The sequence below is a fragment of the Variovorax sp. OK212 genome (assembly GCF_900112425.1).
Classification (GTDB): Bacteria; Pseudomonadota; Gammaproteobacteria; order Burkholderiales; family Burkholderiaceae_C; genus Variovorax.
In genome coordinates this window covers 1,193,234-1,205,413 of the sequence record NZ_FOLP01000001.1, presented here as the reverse complement: position 1 = coordinate 1,205,413, position 12,180 = coordinate 1,193,234, and the positions used below count along the sequence as shown (strand labels likewise).

Below are 12,180 nucleotides of genomic sequence, written 5' to 3'. Positions count from 1 at the left end.
TGCGATGAAGAAGCGGGTGCGGGGATGTCGTCTGGAAGGGCTTGAGGGCCTTGAAGTTTTGGCCGTGAAGTTCAGGCCGTGAGCAGCGCCTTGCGCCGCAGGCTCGCCAGTGCCAGCGCGACCTGCTGGCGGGAAAATTCCTTCACCGCCGACGGCTCGGTCAGCGGCTTGTCGTCCTTCACGAAGCGCAGGCGGTCGCTGCGCACTTCGCCCTCGAGATGCTCGGCGAGCGCCTCGTGCGAATGCGTGCCGTCCAGCAGCGGCAGCAGGCTGCGCTCGAGCAGCGACAGCACGACCGACTCATGCCACTGGTTGCAGATGCTGAAGGCCTCGCCCGCGCTGTGGCCTGCCCCTGCGCGCAGGGCGGAAGACGAGCGCACGGCAGGCAAGGCGCGGGGCTGCTCGGACACCGCGGCGACCGCGGGCACCGGCGTGCGGCGGATGCGCAAGGCGCCGAGGATCAGCAGTTCCTCCAGCATCGCCATCACCACGGGCTCGACGGCGGCCGGGGGCTGGTCCGTGAGCTTCGACGCGCCTTCGATCAACGCCCGCGGCGACATCGATGCGGGGTAGTTCGCTTCGAGCAGGCCGGCCACGGCCTTGTGCACCGGCAGCCGCAGCGTGACCTTGAGGCCACGGATGGCATGGCAAGGCTGCTCGCGCGCGTCGAGCGTGAGCGCGCCGCCGCCTTCGGCGGAGAACAGGCCCGCGAACTCGAGCTCGCGGATGCGTGCCGGATCGAGCCGGTAGCGGATGCCGGCGGCATTCGTCTGCTTCACCAGCACCGTCTGGCGGAAGGTGCGATTGACCAGGAAGTCGAGGTACTGCTCCATGAGGATCTGGCTGCCGCCGCACTCGCGCAGCAGCGGGCCGTGCACCTTCTCGCCGTAGTTCTGCACGAACATGGTCGAGGGCTCGGCGTCGCACAGATAGGCCAGGCCCTGCGCATCGGCGCGCGCGACGAACTCCTTGAAGTAGCACGGCGCGTTGCAGGGCTCGAGGAACTCGTGCAGCAGGTAGGCGCTGTTGGCGCTGCGCACGATCGGCATGGTCTCGTCGAGCGTCTTCTTCAGCACGCTGTCGGCGCGGGCCGACTGCTCGAGAAATTCGAGCATGCCGCGCGCGTAGGAGAGCTTTTCCTCGGGCGTGTCGCGCGGCCCGCCGCGCAGGATCATGGCGTCGCGCACGATCTCGCGCGCCTTCCAGCCCGGGTAGACGTTGTAGCTCACGTAGGCCACCCCGTTGGGCGCGAGGTTCTGCGCGCAGATGCGCAGGATCGCCTCCTGCACCGGGCCGGGCACCCAGCTGTACACGCCATGGCAGACGATGTAGTCGAACTGGCCGAACGAGGCGTCGATCTGCGAAATGTCGAAGGCCTTGAGCTCGATGTTCGACAGCCCCGCGCGCTCGATGGCCGCCACGCCCTGCGCCACCTGCACCGGCGACAGGTCGACACCGACGGCGCGGGCTTCGGGGTGGCGCGCCGCGAAAGGAATCAGGTTGCCGCCTGCGGCGCATCCCAGCTCGAGCACGCGGGCTTTGGATGGGTCGGGGGCGTCGAGTCCGAAGAGGTAGGCCAGCGCTTCCAGGTGCTCCATCGCCGACTGAGGGAACGGGTGCGACTCGTAGGGCACCTCGTCGTAGTAACGGGTCAACGTGGAGGTCAGGGAATCCGGCACGGGTGTCCTTGTTCGGGATCTGGCAGGCAAGACGCCTTGCCTTGTGTAGCGGCAGATGCTTGCAGCGAGTGCAACGTGACAGCGCTGGCCGACTATAGCGTTGCGTCCGGGCAAAAAAAAGCGGGGCCGTGCGGGGCAGCGAAGGACAGCCGCGTGCAAGGCAAAAAAAGCCCAGCCGTGTGGCTGGGCTTCAAAAGCCTATCGGCGTGGCGCGCGTCAAGGCCCCCGCACAGGTTGACCAGCGGGGGACGGCTTACCCGTCAAGGAGAAATTCGAGGCGATGGTGCAATTAGCGACCGAAGTGGTGCCGCAAGTGGTGGTGGAACTGCTGGAGGTGATGGGCCGCAGCCAGTCGGCGGCGGCCTCTTCGGGCCACATGGCGCGTAACCGGTCGTCGCGCCACAGGTCGCGCGCGACTTCTTCGAGTTCGAGCACATCCACCGTGTGCCAGCGCTGCTGCAGCCGGTGCGCGCAGGCAGCGATCCAGAGCGTGGCAGGCATTTTTTCCATGCGCCCAGTTTACTGTATATTTGTACAGTCTTTCAACAAGGATGTTGTTCGCCATGCCCGAAGCCGAGGAAACCACTGCGCCACCCAACCTTGCGCTCAAGGAAGCGCTGGCCTGGATCTCGAAATTCGCTCACGCGTGGAAGGCGATCGAGCCGGCGCCAGGAAGCCTGAGCATCGACGGCTTCATCATCTGGGGACCGGTGCTCTACGAGAAGCACAGGCACGAGGATCCGGTGCTGCTCGCAGGGCGGCTGTTCGGCAATTCGGGCCACTACTTCAAGTATCTCTACCCGGGGCGCCAGCGCAGTTCGAACGATGCCCGGTCTTAGAATGCCCCGATGAATTGGCGCACACTGCTTCCGCTTGCCCTCCTGGTCCTGGCCGGCTGCTCGACTCCTCCCAACCAAGTGACACAGGTGCGCGAAGGCGTCCTGCGCGCCATGACCTACGTACAGGCCTCGGACTACTGCGACGCAAGAAGCAAGTCACCGCGCTGGCTCGGCAAGGCGCCTGCGGAACAGGGTGTCCTGTTCCAGTGCAACTGAAGAACTGCTGAGCCGCAATCTCCGGGCACTGCGCAGCGCCCGATGGGGCCAAAGCTCGCCCTGAGCCAAGGAACGGCCCGGTACGGGCGACTCTGACGTGCCTTATCGCCGCGGCATGGAACAGAGAAACGAAAAAAGACCCTGCCAGCGGTTCGCGACAGGGTCCGAGTTTCAGGTCAAGCGCCAGCGTTTGCAGCTGACGTCGACCGTCCTAGATGGTGGTGGAGCTGGGGGGATTTGAACCCCCGTCCGCAAGCCTTCATCGCGCAGTTCTACATGTTTAGTGATCTGATTTAAGTCTCGCTTCCGGAGTCGCGCAGTCACACGCTACACCGGACGCCAGCACCCTATTTTCTTGCCCCGACCCAAGGTACCCGGATCGGAGCCAGCCCATGTAATTATCCTTGCAGCCGGGAGGTCAGGATTGCTCCAGACCCCCTTGCCCAGCCCATCGGCCAACTGTTGCAAGGCTCACTGGCAATTAAGCAGCGAGTGCGAAACGTTCGTCGTTTGCAGTTAGTTTGTTTGAATCTGTTTTACGAGCGCATTCAGCTCGACATGCCCCGCTGCGATTCCGAACCCACGTCGAAACCAGTGCAGCCCCAAGCGACTCATTTTAGGCGCTATTGAGCAACTTCAAGAGCTCAAGGGGTGAAGAGATTGAAGCATCTGCGTTCCAGAGCGCCGCGTCGGCCTGGGAACCCATGTAGCCATAGGTGGCGGCGACCGTTTTCATGCCGGCGGCGCGGCCCGCAATGATGTCTCGCTCGTCGTCGCCGACGTAGATGCACGCCTCGGACGCCACGCCAAGCCGGCGAGCGGCCTCGTGCAGCGGCTCCGGGTGCGGTTTCGCGAAGGGCGTGGTGTCGCCGCTCACCACCGCGCCCGCGCTGGCGAACAGCGGAATCGCGCGCGTCAGCGGATCGGTGAAGCGCATCGACTTGTTCGTGACGACGCCCCACAGCAGCCCCTGATCCCGCAGCGTCTCGATCAGCACCTGGATGCCGTCGAACACCTGCGTGTTGAGCAGCATGCGGCGCTCGTAGGTCACGAAGAACTCTTCGCGCAGCACCTCGAACTCCGGCGACTCGGGCGTGATGCCGAAGGCCACGCCGAGCATGCCTCGCGCGCCCGCACCGGCCATGGGCCGATAGCGCTCCAGCGGGTACGACGCGAGGCCGCGATCGGTGCGCATCTTGTCGGCCGCGGCACCGAGATCGGGGGCGCTGTCGATCAGCGTGCCGTCCAGGTCGAACAGCACGGCTTTCGTCTCGGCGCCCATCATCCTTGCGATTCCTGCATTGTTGGCTCCGCCGGCTTCTGCGTGGCGAACATGTAGTTGACGCTGGTATCGCCGCTGAGCCAGTACCGCCGGGTCAACGGGTTGTGCTCCATGCCGCGGGTGTGCCGCAGGTCCAGGCTGGCAGCACGGCAGTAGCCGGCCAGTTCGCTGGGGCGAATGAGCTTTGCATATTCATGCGTGCCGCGCGGCAGCATGCCCAGCACGTACTCGGCGCCCACGATGGCCAGCATGAAGGACTTCAGGCTGCGATTGATGGTCGAGAAGAACACCCAGCCGCCAGGCTTCACGAGCGTGGCGCAGGCCTGGATGACCGAGGCCGGCTGCGGCACGTGCTCCAGCATTTCCATGCAGGTGACCACGTCGAAACTGCCCGGCTGCTCCGCGGCCAGCGCCTCGGCGCTGATCTCTTGGTACTTCACGCCGCGCGTACCTGCCTCGAGCGCGTGCAGCTGCGCGACCTTGAGCGCCTTGCCGGCGAGGTCGATGCCCAGCACGTCGGCGCCCTTGCGCGCCATCGAATCGGCCAAGATGCCGCCACCGCAGCCGATATCGAGCACACGGCGCTGCGAAATAGGCGCAATACCGTCAATCCATTCCAGTCGCAAAGGATTGATTTCATGCAGCGGGCGGAATTCGCTCTCCAAATCCCACCAGCGGTGCGCGAGTTCTGAAAACTTGGCCAGTTCGGCCGGATCGGCATTCACGTTTTCTGTCATGCACAGATTATGAAACGAGCAATGTCCGATAAACGCCGGATGGGCTTTGGCAAAGGCCAATCGCCAATTCGACGGCCATAAAAAAACCCCGCCTGAGCGGGGTTTTCATGGTCGATGGAATCGATCGATCAGTTGGCGCGGGTGCCAACCACTTCGATTTCCACGCGACGGTTCTTGGCGCGGCCTTCCTTGGTGCGGTTGTCAGCCACTGGCTGCTTCTCGCCCTTGCCTTCGGTGTAGACGCGGTTGCGTTCGATGCCCTTCGAGACCAGGAAGGCCTTGACGGCTTCGGCGCGACGCACCGACAGACGCTGGTTGTAGGCGTCCGTACCGATCGAGTCGGTATGGCCCACAGCGATGATGACTTCGAGGTTCACACCACGGATCTTCTCGACCAGATCGGTCAGCTTGGCGCGACCTTCAGGCTTCAGAACCGACTTGTCGAAGTCGAAGAAGGCGTCAGCAGCGAAGGTCACCTTGTTGGCGGCGACTTGCGGTGCGGCCGGAGCAACCGGAGCGCCAGGGGTCGGAGCAACAGCGGCCGGAGCAGCAGGAACCAGAGCACCGTCGCAACCAGCGGCAGCCGTAGCAGGCGTCCAGTTGGCATCGCGCCAGCACAGTTCATTCGTGCCGTTCTTCCAGACCAGTTCGCCGGTGCCGTTTTGCCAGTTGTCGATCGTAGGACCGCCGTCCGCAGCGGTGACACGGGTCTGCGCGCCGGCGGCAGTGGCGAGCGCAGCGACTGCAAACATCATCGCCACTTTATTCAGTTTCTTCATGGTTCTCCTCTTGGGGAAAAAGCCGCAGCCGCGCTGCGAATCAAGGACGCTTTAAGTGACCACCACCCAAAACGTTGAGGCGATTGTGCCATAGGGTCTTTGGCAAACAGGCCGCTGGACACTCGGGAAACGTAGGACGGAGGCGGAATAGGCGCCTTGTGTTGCGGCGGTGCGACACCCCTCACAGCGTAAAATTTCGGGTTCCTGCCGCCAGCCCCTTGCTCATGACCTCCTTCGCAAAAGAAACCCTGCCCATCAGTCTCGAAGAGGAAATGCGCAGCAGCTATCTCGATTACGCGATGAGCGTGATCGTGGGCCGAGCGCTTCCCGATGCCCGTGACGGCCTCAAGCCGGTGCACCGCCGCGTGCTCTACGCGATGCACGAGCTCAACAACGACTGGAACCGGCCGTACAAGAAATCGGCCCGTATCGTCGGCGACGTCATCGGTAAGTACCACCCCCACGGCGACCAGTCGGTCTACGACACCATCGTGCGACTGGCCCAGGACTTCTCGATGCGCCACATGCTGGTGGACGGCCAGGGCAACTTCGGGTCGGTCGATGGAGACAACGCGGCCGCAATGCGTTATACGGAAATCCGGCTGGCGAAAATCGCGCACGAAATGCTGGCCGATATCGACAAGGAAACTGTCGACTTTCAGGACAATTACGACGGCTCCGAAAAAGAGCCCAAGGTGCTGCCGAGCCAGCTGCCGAATTTGCTGGTCAATGGCTCCGGCGGTATTGCGGTCGGCATGGCCACCAATATTCCGCCGCACAACCTCAATGAAGTGGTGGACGCCTGCCTCCACCTGCTGCGCAACCCCGAAGCCAGCATCGACGAGCTGATGGAAATCGTGCCCGCGCCCGACTTCCCCACCGCCGGCATCATCTATGGCATCAACGGCGTGAAGGACGGCTACCGCACCGGCCGCGGCAAGGTCGTGATGCGCGCCAAGTGCCACTTCGAGGACATCGACCGCGGCCAGCGCCAGGCGATCATCGTCGACGAGCTCCCCTACCAGGTCAACAAGAAGACGCTGCAGGAGCGCATGGCCGAGCTGGTGCACGAGAAGAAGATCGAAGGCATCAGCCACATCCAGGACGAGTCCGACAAGTCGGGCATGCGCCTGGTGATCGAGCTCAAGCGCGGCGAAGTGCCCGAGGTGGTGCTCAACAACCTGTACAAGCAGACGCAGCTGCAGGACACCTTCGGCATCAACATGGTGGCGCTGGTCGACGGCCAGCCCAAGCTGTGCAACCTGAAGGACCTGATCCAGGTCTTCCTGCAGCACCGCCGCGAAGTGGTCACGCGCCGCACCGTCTTCACGCTGCGCAAGGCCCGCGAACGCGGCCACGTGCTCGAAGGCCTGGCGGTGGCGCTGGCCAACATCGACGAGTTCATCCGCATCATCCGCGAGTCGCCCACGCCGCCCGTGGCCAAGGCCGAGCTCATGACGCGCAGCTGGGACAGCAAGCTGGTGCGCGAAATGCTCACACGCTCGCGCGCCGACGGCGGCGTGATCAACGCGGACGACTACCGTCCCGAAGGCCTCGAGCGCGAATACGGCATGGGCGGCGACGGCCTCTATCGCCTGTCGGAAACGCAAGCCCAGGAAATCCTGCAGATGCGTCTGCAGCGCCTCACCGGCCTCGAGCAGGACAAGATCGTCGCCGAGTACAAGGACGTCATGGCCGAGATCGACGACCTGCTCGACATCCTGGCCAAGCCCGAGCGCGTCTCGACCATCATTGGCGACGAGCTCGGCACCATCAAGCAGGAGTTCGGCCAGTCGAAGGTGGGCGCGCGCCGCAGCCAGGTGGAGCACAGCGCCTACGACCTCTCCACCGAAGACCTGATCACCCCGACCGACATGGTGGTGACGCTCTCGCACAGCGGCTACATCAAGAGCCAGCCGCTGGGCGAGTACCGCGCGCAGAAGCGCGGCGGCCGCGGCAAGCAGGCCACCGCCACCAAGGAAGACGACTGGATCGACCAGCTCTTCATTGCCAACACGCACGACTACATCCTGTGCTTCTCCAACCGCGGCCGGCTCTACTGGCTCAAGGTGTGGGAAGTGCCGGCGGGCTCGCGCGGTTCGCGCGGCCGCCCCATCGTGAACATGTTCCCGCTGCAGGAAGGCGAGAAGATCAACGTCGTGCTGGCGCTGACCGGCGAAAAGCGCGTCTTCCCGGCTGACCAGTACGTGTTCATGGCGACCTCGATGGGCACCGTCAAGAAGACCGCGCTCGACGAGTTCAGCAACCCGCGCAAGGGTGGCATCATTGCGGTGAACCTCGACGAGGGCGACTACCTGATCGGTGCCGCGCTGACCGACGGCAAGCACGACGTGATGCTCTTCAGCGACGGCGGCAAGGCCGTGCGCTTCGACGAGGAAGACGTCCGTCCGCTGGGGCGCAATGCACGCGGCGTGCGCGGCATGTCGCTGGATCCGGGACAGGGCGTGATCGCCATGCTGGTGGCCGAGGACGAGCTGCAAAGCGTGCTCACCGCCACGGAAAACGGTTACGGAAAGCGCACAAGCATTACCGAATACACGCGTCACGGCCGCGGAACCAAGGGCATGATTGCGATTCAACAGAGTGAGCGCAACGGCAAGGTCGTGGCTGCCACTCTCGTTCATGCCGATGATGAGATCATGCTCATCACCGACAAGGGTGTGCTCGTGCGCACCCGGGTTGCCGAGATTCGCGAACTGGGTCGCGCAACGCAAGGCGTTACGCTCATCGGTCTCGACGAAGGCGCCAAACTCAGCGGTCTTCAACGCATTGTCGAAAATGACGCCAACGGCGAATCTGAGCCGGACGCGGACGATGCATCCTCATCTTCAACGGAGAATCCTCAGTGAAAAAAATCAAACTCGCACTTCTGACGGTCGCCCTGGCTGGCAGTTCCATGGCCGCAATGGCCCAGGACAAGGCCGCGCTCATCAAGCAGTTCATCGACATCCAACGCCCCGGCATCGAATCGCTGGCGCGCGGCCTGGTCGAGCAGTCGAGCGCTCCGATCGCACAGGCGGGTTCGCAGTACCTGCAGACGCAAGTGCCCGAAGCCAAGCGTGAATCGGCCGCCAAGGCTGCCGACGCAGAGCTGAAGAAGTACTTCGACGACGCCTACCCGATCGTTCGCGACAAGGCCATTCAACTGGCTCCCGGCGCACTGACCCCGCTGCTCGAGCAGAACTTCAGCGAAGACGAGCTCAAGCAACTGCTGGCCTGGATCAACTCGCCCCTGAGCAAGAAGTACCAGGACCTGAACCCGAAGATGCAGACCGCACTGACGGAAAAGCTCGTGTCCGACACGCGCGCCAGCATCGAACCCAAGATGCGCGCACTCGACGAGAACGTTGCCAAGGCACTCGGCGCCCCCACCGAAGCCCCCGCAGCCAAGGCTCCCGCCAAGGCACCAGCCAAGAAGTAAGACCAACGTGACCCAGCAGCAGCAGACGCCGGCCGGCAAGCGCCCCTACAACTTCTCGGCCGGTCCGGCTGCCATGCCGGAAGCGGTGCTGCAACGCGCCGCCGCCGACATGCTCGACTGGCAGGGCAGCGGCATGAGCGTGATGGAAATGAGCCATCGCGGCAAGGAGTTCGGTGCGATCTGCACCCAGGCCGAAGCCGACATCCGCGCGCTGCTGGCCATCCCTTCGAACTTTCACATCCTGTTCATGCAGGGTGGCGGACTGGGCGAAAACGCCATCGTGCCGTTGAACCTGTCGCGCGGCACCGCCGCCGACTTCGTCATCACCGGCAGCTGGAGCATCAAGTCGTACAAGGAAGCGCAGCGCTATTGCACGGCGCGCGTGGCCGCGAGCAATGCCGACGACCAGCACACCAAGCTTCCCGATCCCTCGACCTGGCAACTCGCCAAGGATGCCTCGTACGTGCACGTGTGCACCAACGAGACCATCAACGGCATCGAGTTCCAGCAACTGCCCGACCTGGCCGCGCTCGGAAGCGACGCGCCGCTGGTCATCGATTTCTCGTCGCACGTCGCCTCGCGCAGCGTCGACTGGTCGCGCGTGGGCCTGGCCTTCGGCGGCGCCCAGAAGAACCTCGGCCCCGCCGGCCTGACCATCGTGGTCGTGCGCGACGACCTGCTGGGACGCGCACTCGAAATTTGCCCGAGCGCGTTCAACTACAAGACCGTGGCCGACAACAACTCCATGTACAACACCCCGCCGACCTGGGGCATCTACATGGCCGGACTCACCTTCCAGTGGCTGTTGCAGCAAAAGGAAGGCGAGTTCACCGGCGTGGCCGCCATGGAGCAGCGCAACATCGCCAAGGCGAAGCTGCTGTACGACTTCATCGACGGTTCCGACTTCTACGCCAACCGCATCGATGCGAGCTGCCGTTCGCGCATGAACGTGCCGTTCTTCCTGGCCGACGAGGGCCGCAACGAGGCCTTCCTGGCGGGCGCACGCAAGGCGGAGCTGCTCCAGCTCAAGGGCCACAAGTCGGTCGGCGGCATGCGCGCCAGCATTTACAACGCCATGCCGCTGGAAGGGGTGCAGGCCCTTGTGGGCTACATGCGAGAATTCGAGCGATCGCACGCCTAGTCGCGCGCCCCCGCTCAGTTGCTCGCACCGATGACCGATTCCGCACCCACACCACCCTCTTCTCCTTCCGATAAATCCGAAAGCCTGTCCGATCTGCGCGTGCAGATCGACTCGCTCGACCAGCGACTGCTGAGCCTGCTCAACGAGCGGGCCCATGTGGCCGAACTGGTGGGCGAGGTGAAGAAGCGCGAGGGCACGCCGTTCTTCCGCCCCGATCGCGTGGCGCAGGTCATCGACAAGATGCAGAAGAGCAATGGCGGTCCGCTCAAGGACCTCCATGTCGCGGCCATCTGGCGCGAGATCATGTCGGCCTGCCTGGCGCTCGAGTCGCCGCAACGCGTGGCCGTGCTCGGCCCCGAAGGCACCTTCTGCGAACAGGCCGCCATCGAGTACTTCGGCGGCGCCGCCGACCTGATCTACTGCGCCAGCTTCGACGAGGTGTTCCACGCCACCGCCGCGGGCAGCGCCCAGTACGGCGTGGTCGGCGTCGAGAACTCGACCGAAGGCGTGGTGACGCGCTCGCTCGACCTGTTCCTGCACTCCCCCACCCATGTCGTCGGCGAAGTCAGCCTGCTGGTTCGCCACCACCTGCTGCGCAGCAGCAACTCGCTCGAAGGCGTCGAGGCCGTGCTGGCCCATCCGCAGGCGCTGGCCCAGTGCCAGACCTGGCTGTCCAAGCACCTGCCCAACGCCGAGCGGCGCGCCGTGTCGAGCAACGCCGAAGGCGCCCGCCTCGCGGCCACCAACCCGGCCTGGGCCGCGCTGGCCGGCGAACGCGCCGCCACCCGCTTCGGCCTGCACATCGTGGCGCATGCCATCCAGGACGACTCGTACAACCGCACCCGCTTCTCGGTGATCTGCCTGCCGCAGACGCTGGCCATGCCGCCGGCCTCGGGCCGCGACTGCACGAGCCTGATCGTCTCGGTGCCGAACCGCCCCGGCGCCGTGCACGACCTGCTGGTGCCGCTGAAGGCCAACAACGTGTCGATGACGCGCTTCGAGTCGCGTCCCGCGCGCACCGGCCAGTGGGAGTACTACTTCTACATCGACCTCGACGGCCACCCCTCGCAGCCCAACGTGGCCGCGGCGCTGGCCGAGCTGCGCGGTCTCTGCGCGTTCTACAAGGTGCTCGGCGCCTACCCCGTCAAGGCCTGAGCGGCAGGCAAGCAGAAGCATGTTCGAACAACTGGGACTGATCGGCTGCGGCCTGATGGGCGGCTCCTTCGCGCTCGCGCTCAAGCGCGCCAAGCTGGTGAAACGCGTGGTGGGCTACAGCAAGTCGCCCTCCACCACCGAACGGGCGCGCCAGCTCGGCGTGATCGACGTGGCCGCGCCTTCCGCGCTGCTGGCGGTGTCGGGCGCCGACATCGTGCTGCTGGCGGTGCCGGTGGCCGCATCGGAAGCCACTTTCAAGGCCATCCGCCACGGCATCTCGGCCGACACGCTGGTGATGGACGTCGGGTCGACCAAGGGCGACGTGATCGAGGCGGCGCGCAACGGGCTGCAAAAGCAGTTCTCCAGCTTCGTTCCAGCGCATCCGATCGCCGGTAAGGAGCTGTCGGGCATCGAGCACGCCGAAGCGTCTCTCTTCACCGGCCGCCAGGTCGTGCTGACGCCGGTCAAGACCACGCTGCGCTCCAACGTGCAGCGCGCCTCGCAGGTGTGGAGCGGTATCGGCGCCAACGTGATCACCATGACGCACGAGGAGCACGACGGCGCCTTCGCCGCCGTGAGCCACCTGCCGCACCTGCTGGCCTTCGCGTACATCAACGGCCTGGCTGCGCAACCGCTGGGCGAGCGTTTCCTGAGCCTCGGCGGCCCCGGCTTTCGCGACTTCTCGCGCATTGCCGCGAGCGACCCGGTCATGTGGCGCGACGTGCTGATGGCCAACCGCGAGCAGGTGCTGCAACAGTCGCAGGCCTTTCGCAAGGCGCTGGACGACTTCGAGGCACTCATGAAGGCGGGCGACATGCAGGCCATCGAGCAGTCGATCGCGGCCGCCAGCAAGACGCGTGCACGCTGGAAGCCGGCCACCGACACCTCGTCGCAGCAGCAGGACGCCTGA

12 protein-coding genes and 1 other RNA gene are annotated in these 12,180 nt (G+C 64.8%); 7 read left to right on the top strand and 6 right to left on the bottom strand.

Going from position 1 to position 12,180, the window contains the following annotated elements:
- Window positions 1-71: 71 nt before the first annotated feature.
- Both BM004_RS05500 and BM004_RS05495 read right to left on the bottom strand, forming a co-directional pair.
- The gene (locus tag BM004_RS05500) at window positions 72-1,679 is read right to left on the bottom strand and encodes a class I SAM-dependent methyltransferase (protein ID WP_093211702.1); all 1,608 of its coding nucleotides are present in this window, start codon (window positions 1,677-1,679) and stop codon (window positions 72-74) included.
- Between the two features lie 216 nt (window positions 1,680-1,895).
- Window positions 1,896-2,189 carry a hypothetical protein gene (locus tag BM004_RS05495; protein ID WP_093211700.1) on the bottom strand — a complete coding sequence of 98 codons (294 nt, stop codon included), beginning with the start codon at window positions 2,187-2,189 and terminating at the stop codon, window positions 1,896-1,898.
- Window positions 2,190-2,242: 53 nt separating this feature from the next.
- Here BM004_RS05495 and BM004_RS05490 point away from each other — a divergent pair, with 53 nt between their 5' ends.
- Window positions 2,243-2,518, top strand: a complete 276-nt coding sequence (locus BM004_RS05490; protein WP_093125210.1) for a hypothetical protein — start codon at window positions 2,243-2,245, stop codon at window positions 2,516-2,518.
- Window positions 2,519-2,605: 87 nt separating this feature from the next.
- Entirely contained in the window at window positions 2,606-2,734 is a 129-nt protein-coding gene (locus BM004_RS41905) for a hypothetical protein (protein WP_256219790.1), read from the top strand.
- A gap of 219 nt (window positions 2,735-2,953) precedes the next feature.
- On the opposite strand, the gene ssrA is transcribed toward BM004_RS41905, so the two are convergent.
- The 4 genes from ssrA to ompA all read right to left on the bottom strand — a co-directional run bounded on the left by ssrA (window position 2,954) and on the right by ompA (window position 5,532).
- Window positions 2,954-3,338, bottom strand: a transfer-messenger RNA (tmRNA) gene (gene ssrA / locus BM004_RS05480).
- 12 nt (window positions 3,339-3,350) lie between these two features.
- On the bottom strand, window positions 3,351-4,019 hold the full coding sequence (locus BM004_RS05475) for an HAD family hydrolase (protein ID WP_177206357.1): 669 nt from the start codon (window positions 4,017-4,019) through the stop codon (window positions 3,351-3,353).
- Window positions 4,016-4,753, bottom strand: a complete 738-nt coding sequence (gene ubiG / locus BM004_RS05470; protein WP_093211694.1) for a bifunctional 2-polyprenyl-6-hydroxyphenol methylase/3-demethylubiquinol 3-O-methyltransferase UbiG — start codon at window positions 4,751-4,753, stop codon at window positions 4,016-4,018. The genes BM004_RS05475 and ubiG overlap by 4 nt, the downstream gene beginning before the upstream one ends.
- Window positions 4,754-4,881: 128 nt before the next feature.
- Complete coding sequence (gene ompA / locus BM004_RS05465; RefSeq protein ID WP_093211692.1) at window positions 4,882-5,532, bottom strand: outer membrane protein OmpA; 651 nt, start codon at window positions 5,530-5,532, stop codon at window positions 4,882-4,884.
- Window positions 5,533-5,756: 224 nt separating this feature from the next.
- On the opposite strand from ompA, the gene gyrA reads away from it, so the two are divergent.
- The 5 genes from gyrA (at window position 5,757) to BM004_RS05440 (ending at window position 12,180) form a co-directional block, all read left to right on the top strand.
- Window positions 5,757-8,402, top strand: a complete 2,646-nt coding sequence (gene gyrA, locus BM004_RS05460; protein WP_093124584.1) for a DNA gyrase subunit A — start codon at window positions 5,757-5,759, stop codon at window positions 8,400-8,402.
- Between the two features lie 47 nt (window positions 8,403-8,449).
- Window positions 8,450-8,974, top strand: coding sequence for a DUF2059 domain-containing protein (locus BM004_RS05455; protein WP_256219788.1), 525 nt, complete (start codon window positions 8,450-8,452; stop codon window positions 8,972-8,974).
- 73 nt (window positions 8,975-9,047) lie between these two features.
- A complete protein-coding gene (serC, locus tag BM004_RS05450; RefSeq protein ID WP_256219809.1) occupies window positions 9,048-10,115 on the top strand; it encodes a 3-phosphoserine/phosphohydroxythreonine transaminase in 1,068 nt (355 codons plus the stop codon).
- 30 nt (window positions 10,116-10,145) lie between these two features.
- Entirely contained in the window at window positions 10,146-11,270 is a 1,125-nt protein-coding gene (gene pheA / locus BM004_RS05445; protein WP_093124577.1) for a prephenate dehydratase, read from the top strand.
- 19 nt (window positions 11,271-11,289) lie between these two features.
- Window positions 11,290-12,180, top strand: coding sequence for a prephenate dehydrogenase (locus BM004_RS05440; RefSeq protein WP_093211688.1), 891 nt, complete (start codon window positions 11,290-11,292; stop codon window positions 12,178-12,180).

Coding starts and splice junctions, on each gene's coding strand:
- BM004_RS05495 (WP_093211700.1), bottom strand. CDS start 2,189: ATGGAAAAAATGCCTGCCACGCTCTGGATCGCTGCCTGCGCGCACCGG.
- BM004_RS05490 (WP_093125210.1), top strand. CDS start 2,243: ATGCCCGAAGCCGAGGAAACCACTGCGCCACCCAACCTTGCGCTCAAG.
- BM004_RS05475 (WP_177206357.1), bottom strand. CDS start 4,019: ATGATGGGCGCCGAGACGAAAGCCGTGCTGTTCGACCTGGACGGCACG.
- ubiG (WP_093211694.1), bottom strand. CDS start 4,753: ATGACAGAAAACGTGAATGCCGATCCGGCCGAACTGGCCAAGTTTTCA.
- ompA (WP_093211692.1), bottom strand. CDS start 5,532: ATGAAGAAACTGAATAAAGTGGCGATGATGTTTGCAGTCGCTGCGCTC.
- gyrA (WP_093124584.1), top strand. CDS start 5,757: ATGACCTCCTTCGCAAAAGAAACCCTGCCCATCAGTCTCGAAGAGGAA.
- BM004_RS05455 (WP_256219788.1), top strand. CDS start 8,450: ATGGCCGCAATGGCCCAGGACAAGGCCGCGCTCATCAAGCAGTTCATC.
- serC (WP_256219809.1), top strand. CDS start 9,048: ATGCCGGAAGCGGTGCTGCAACGCGCCGCCGCCGACATGCTCGACTGG.
- pheA (WP_093124577.1), top strand. CDS start 10,146: ATGACCGATTCCGCACCCACACCACCCTCTTCTCCTTCCGATAAATCC.
- BM004_RS05440 (WP_093211688.1), top strand. CDS start 11,290: ATGTTCGAACAACTGGGACTGATCGGCTGCGGCCTGATGGGCGGCTCC.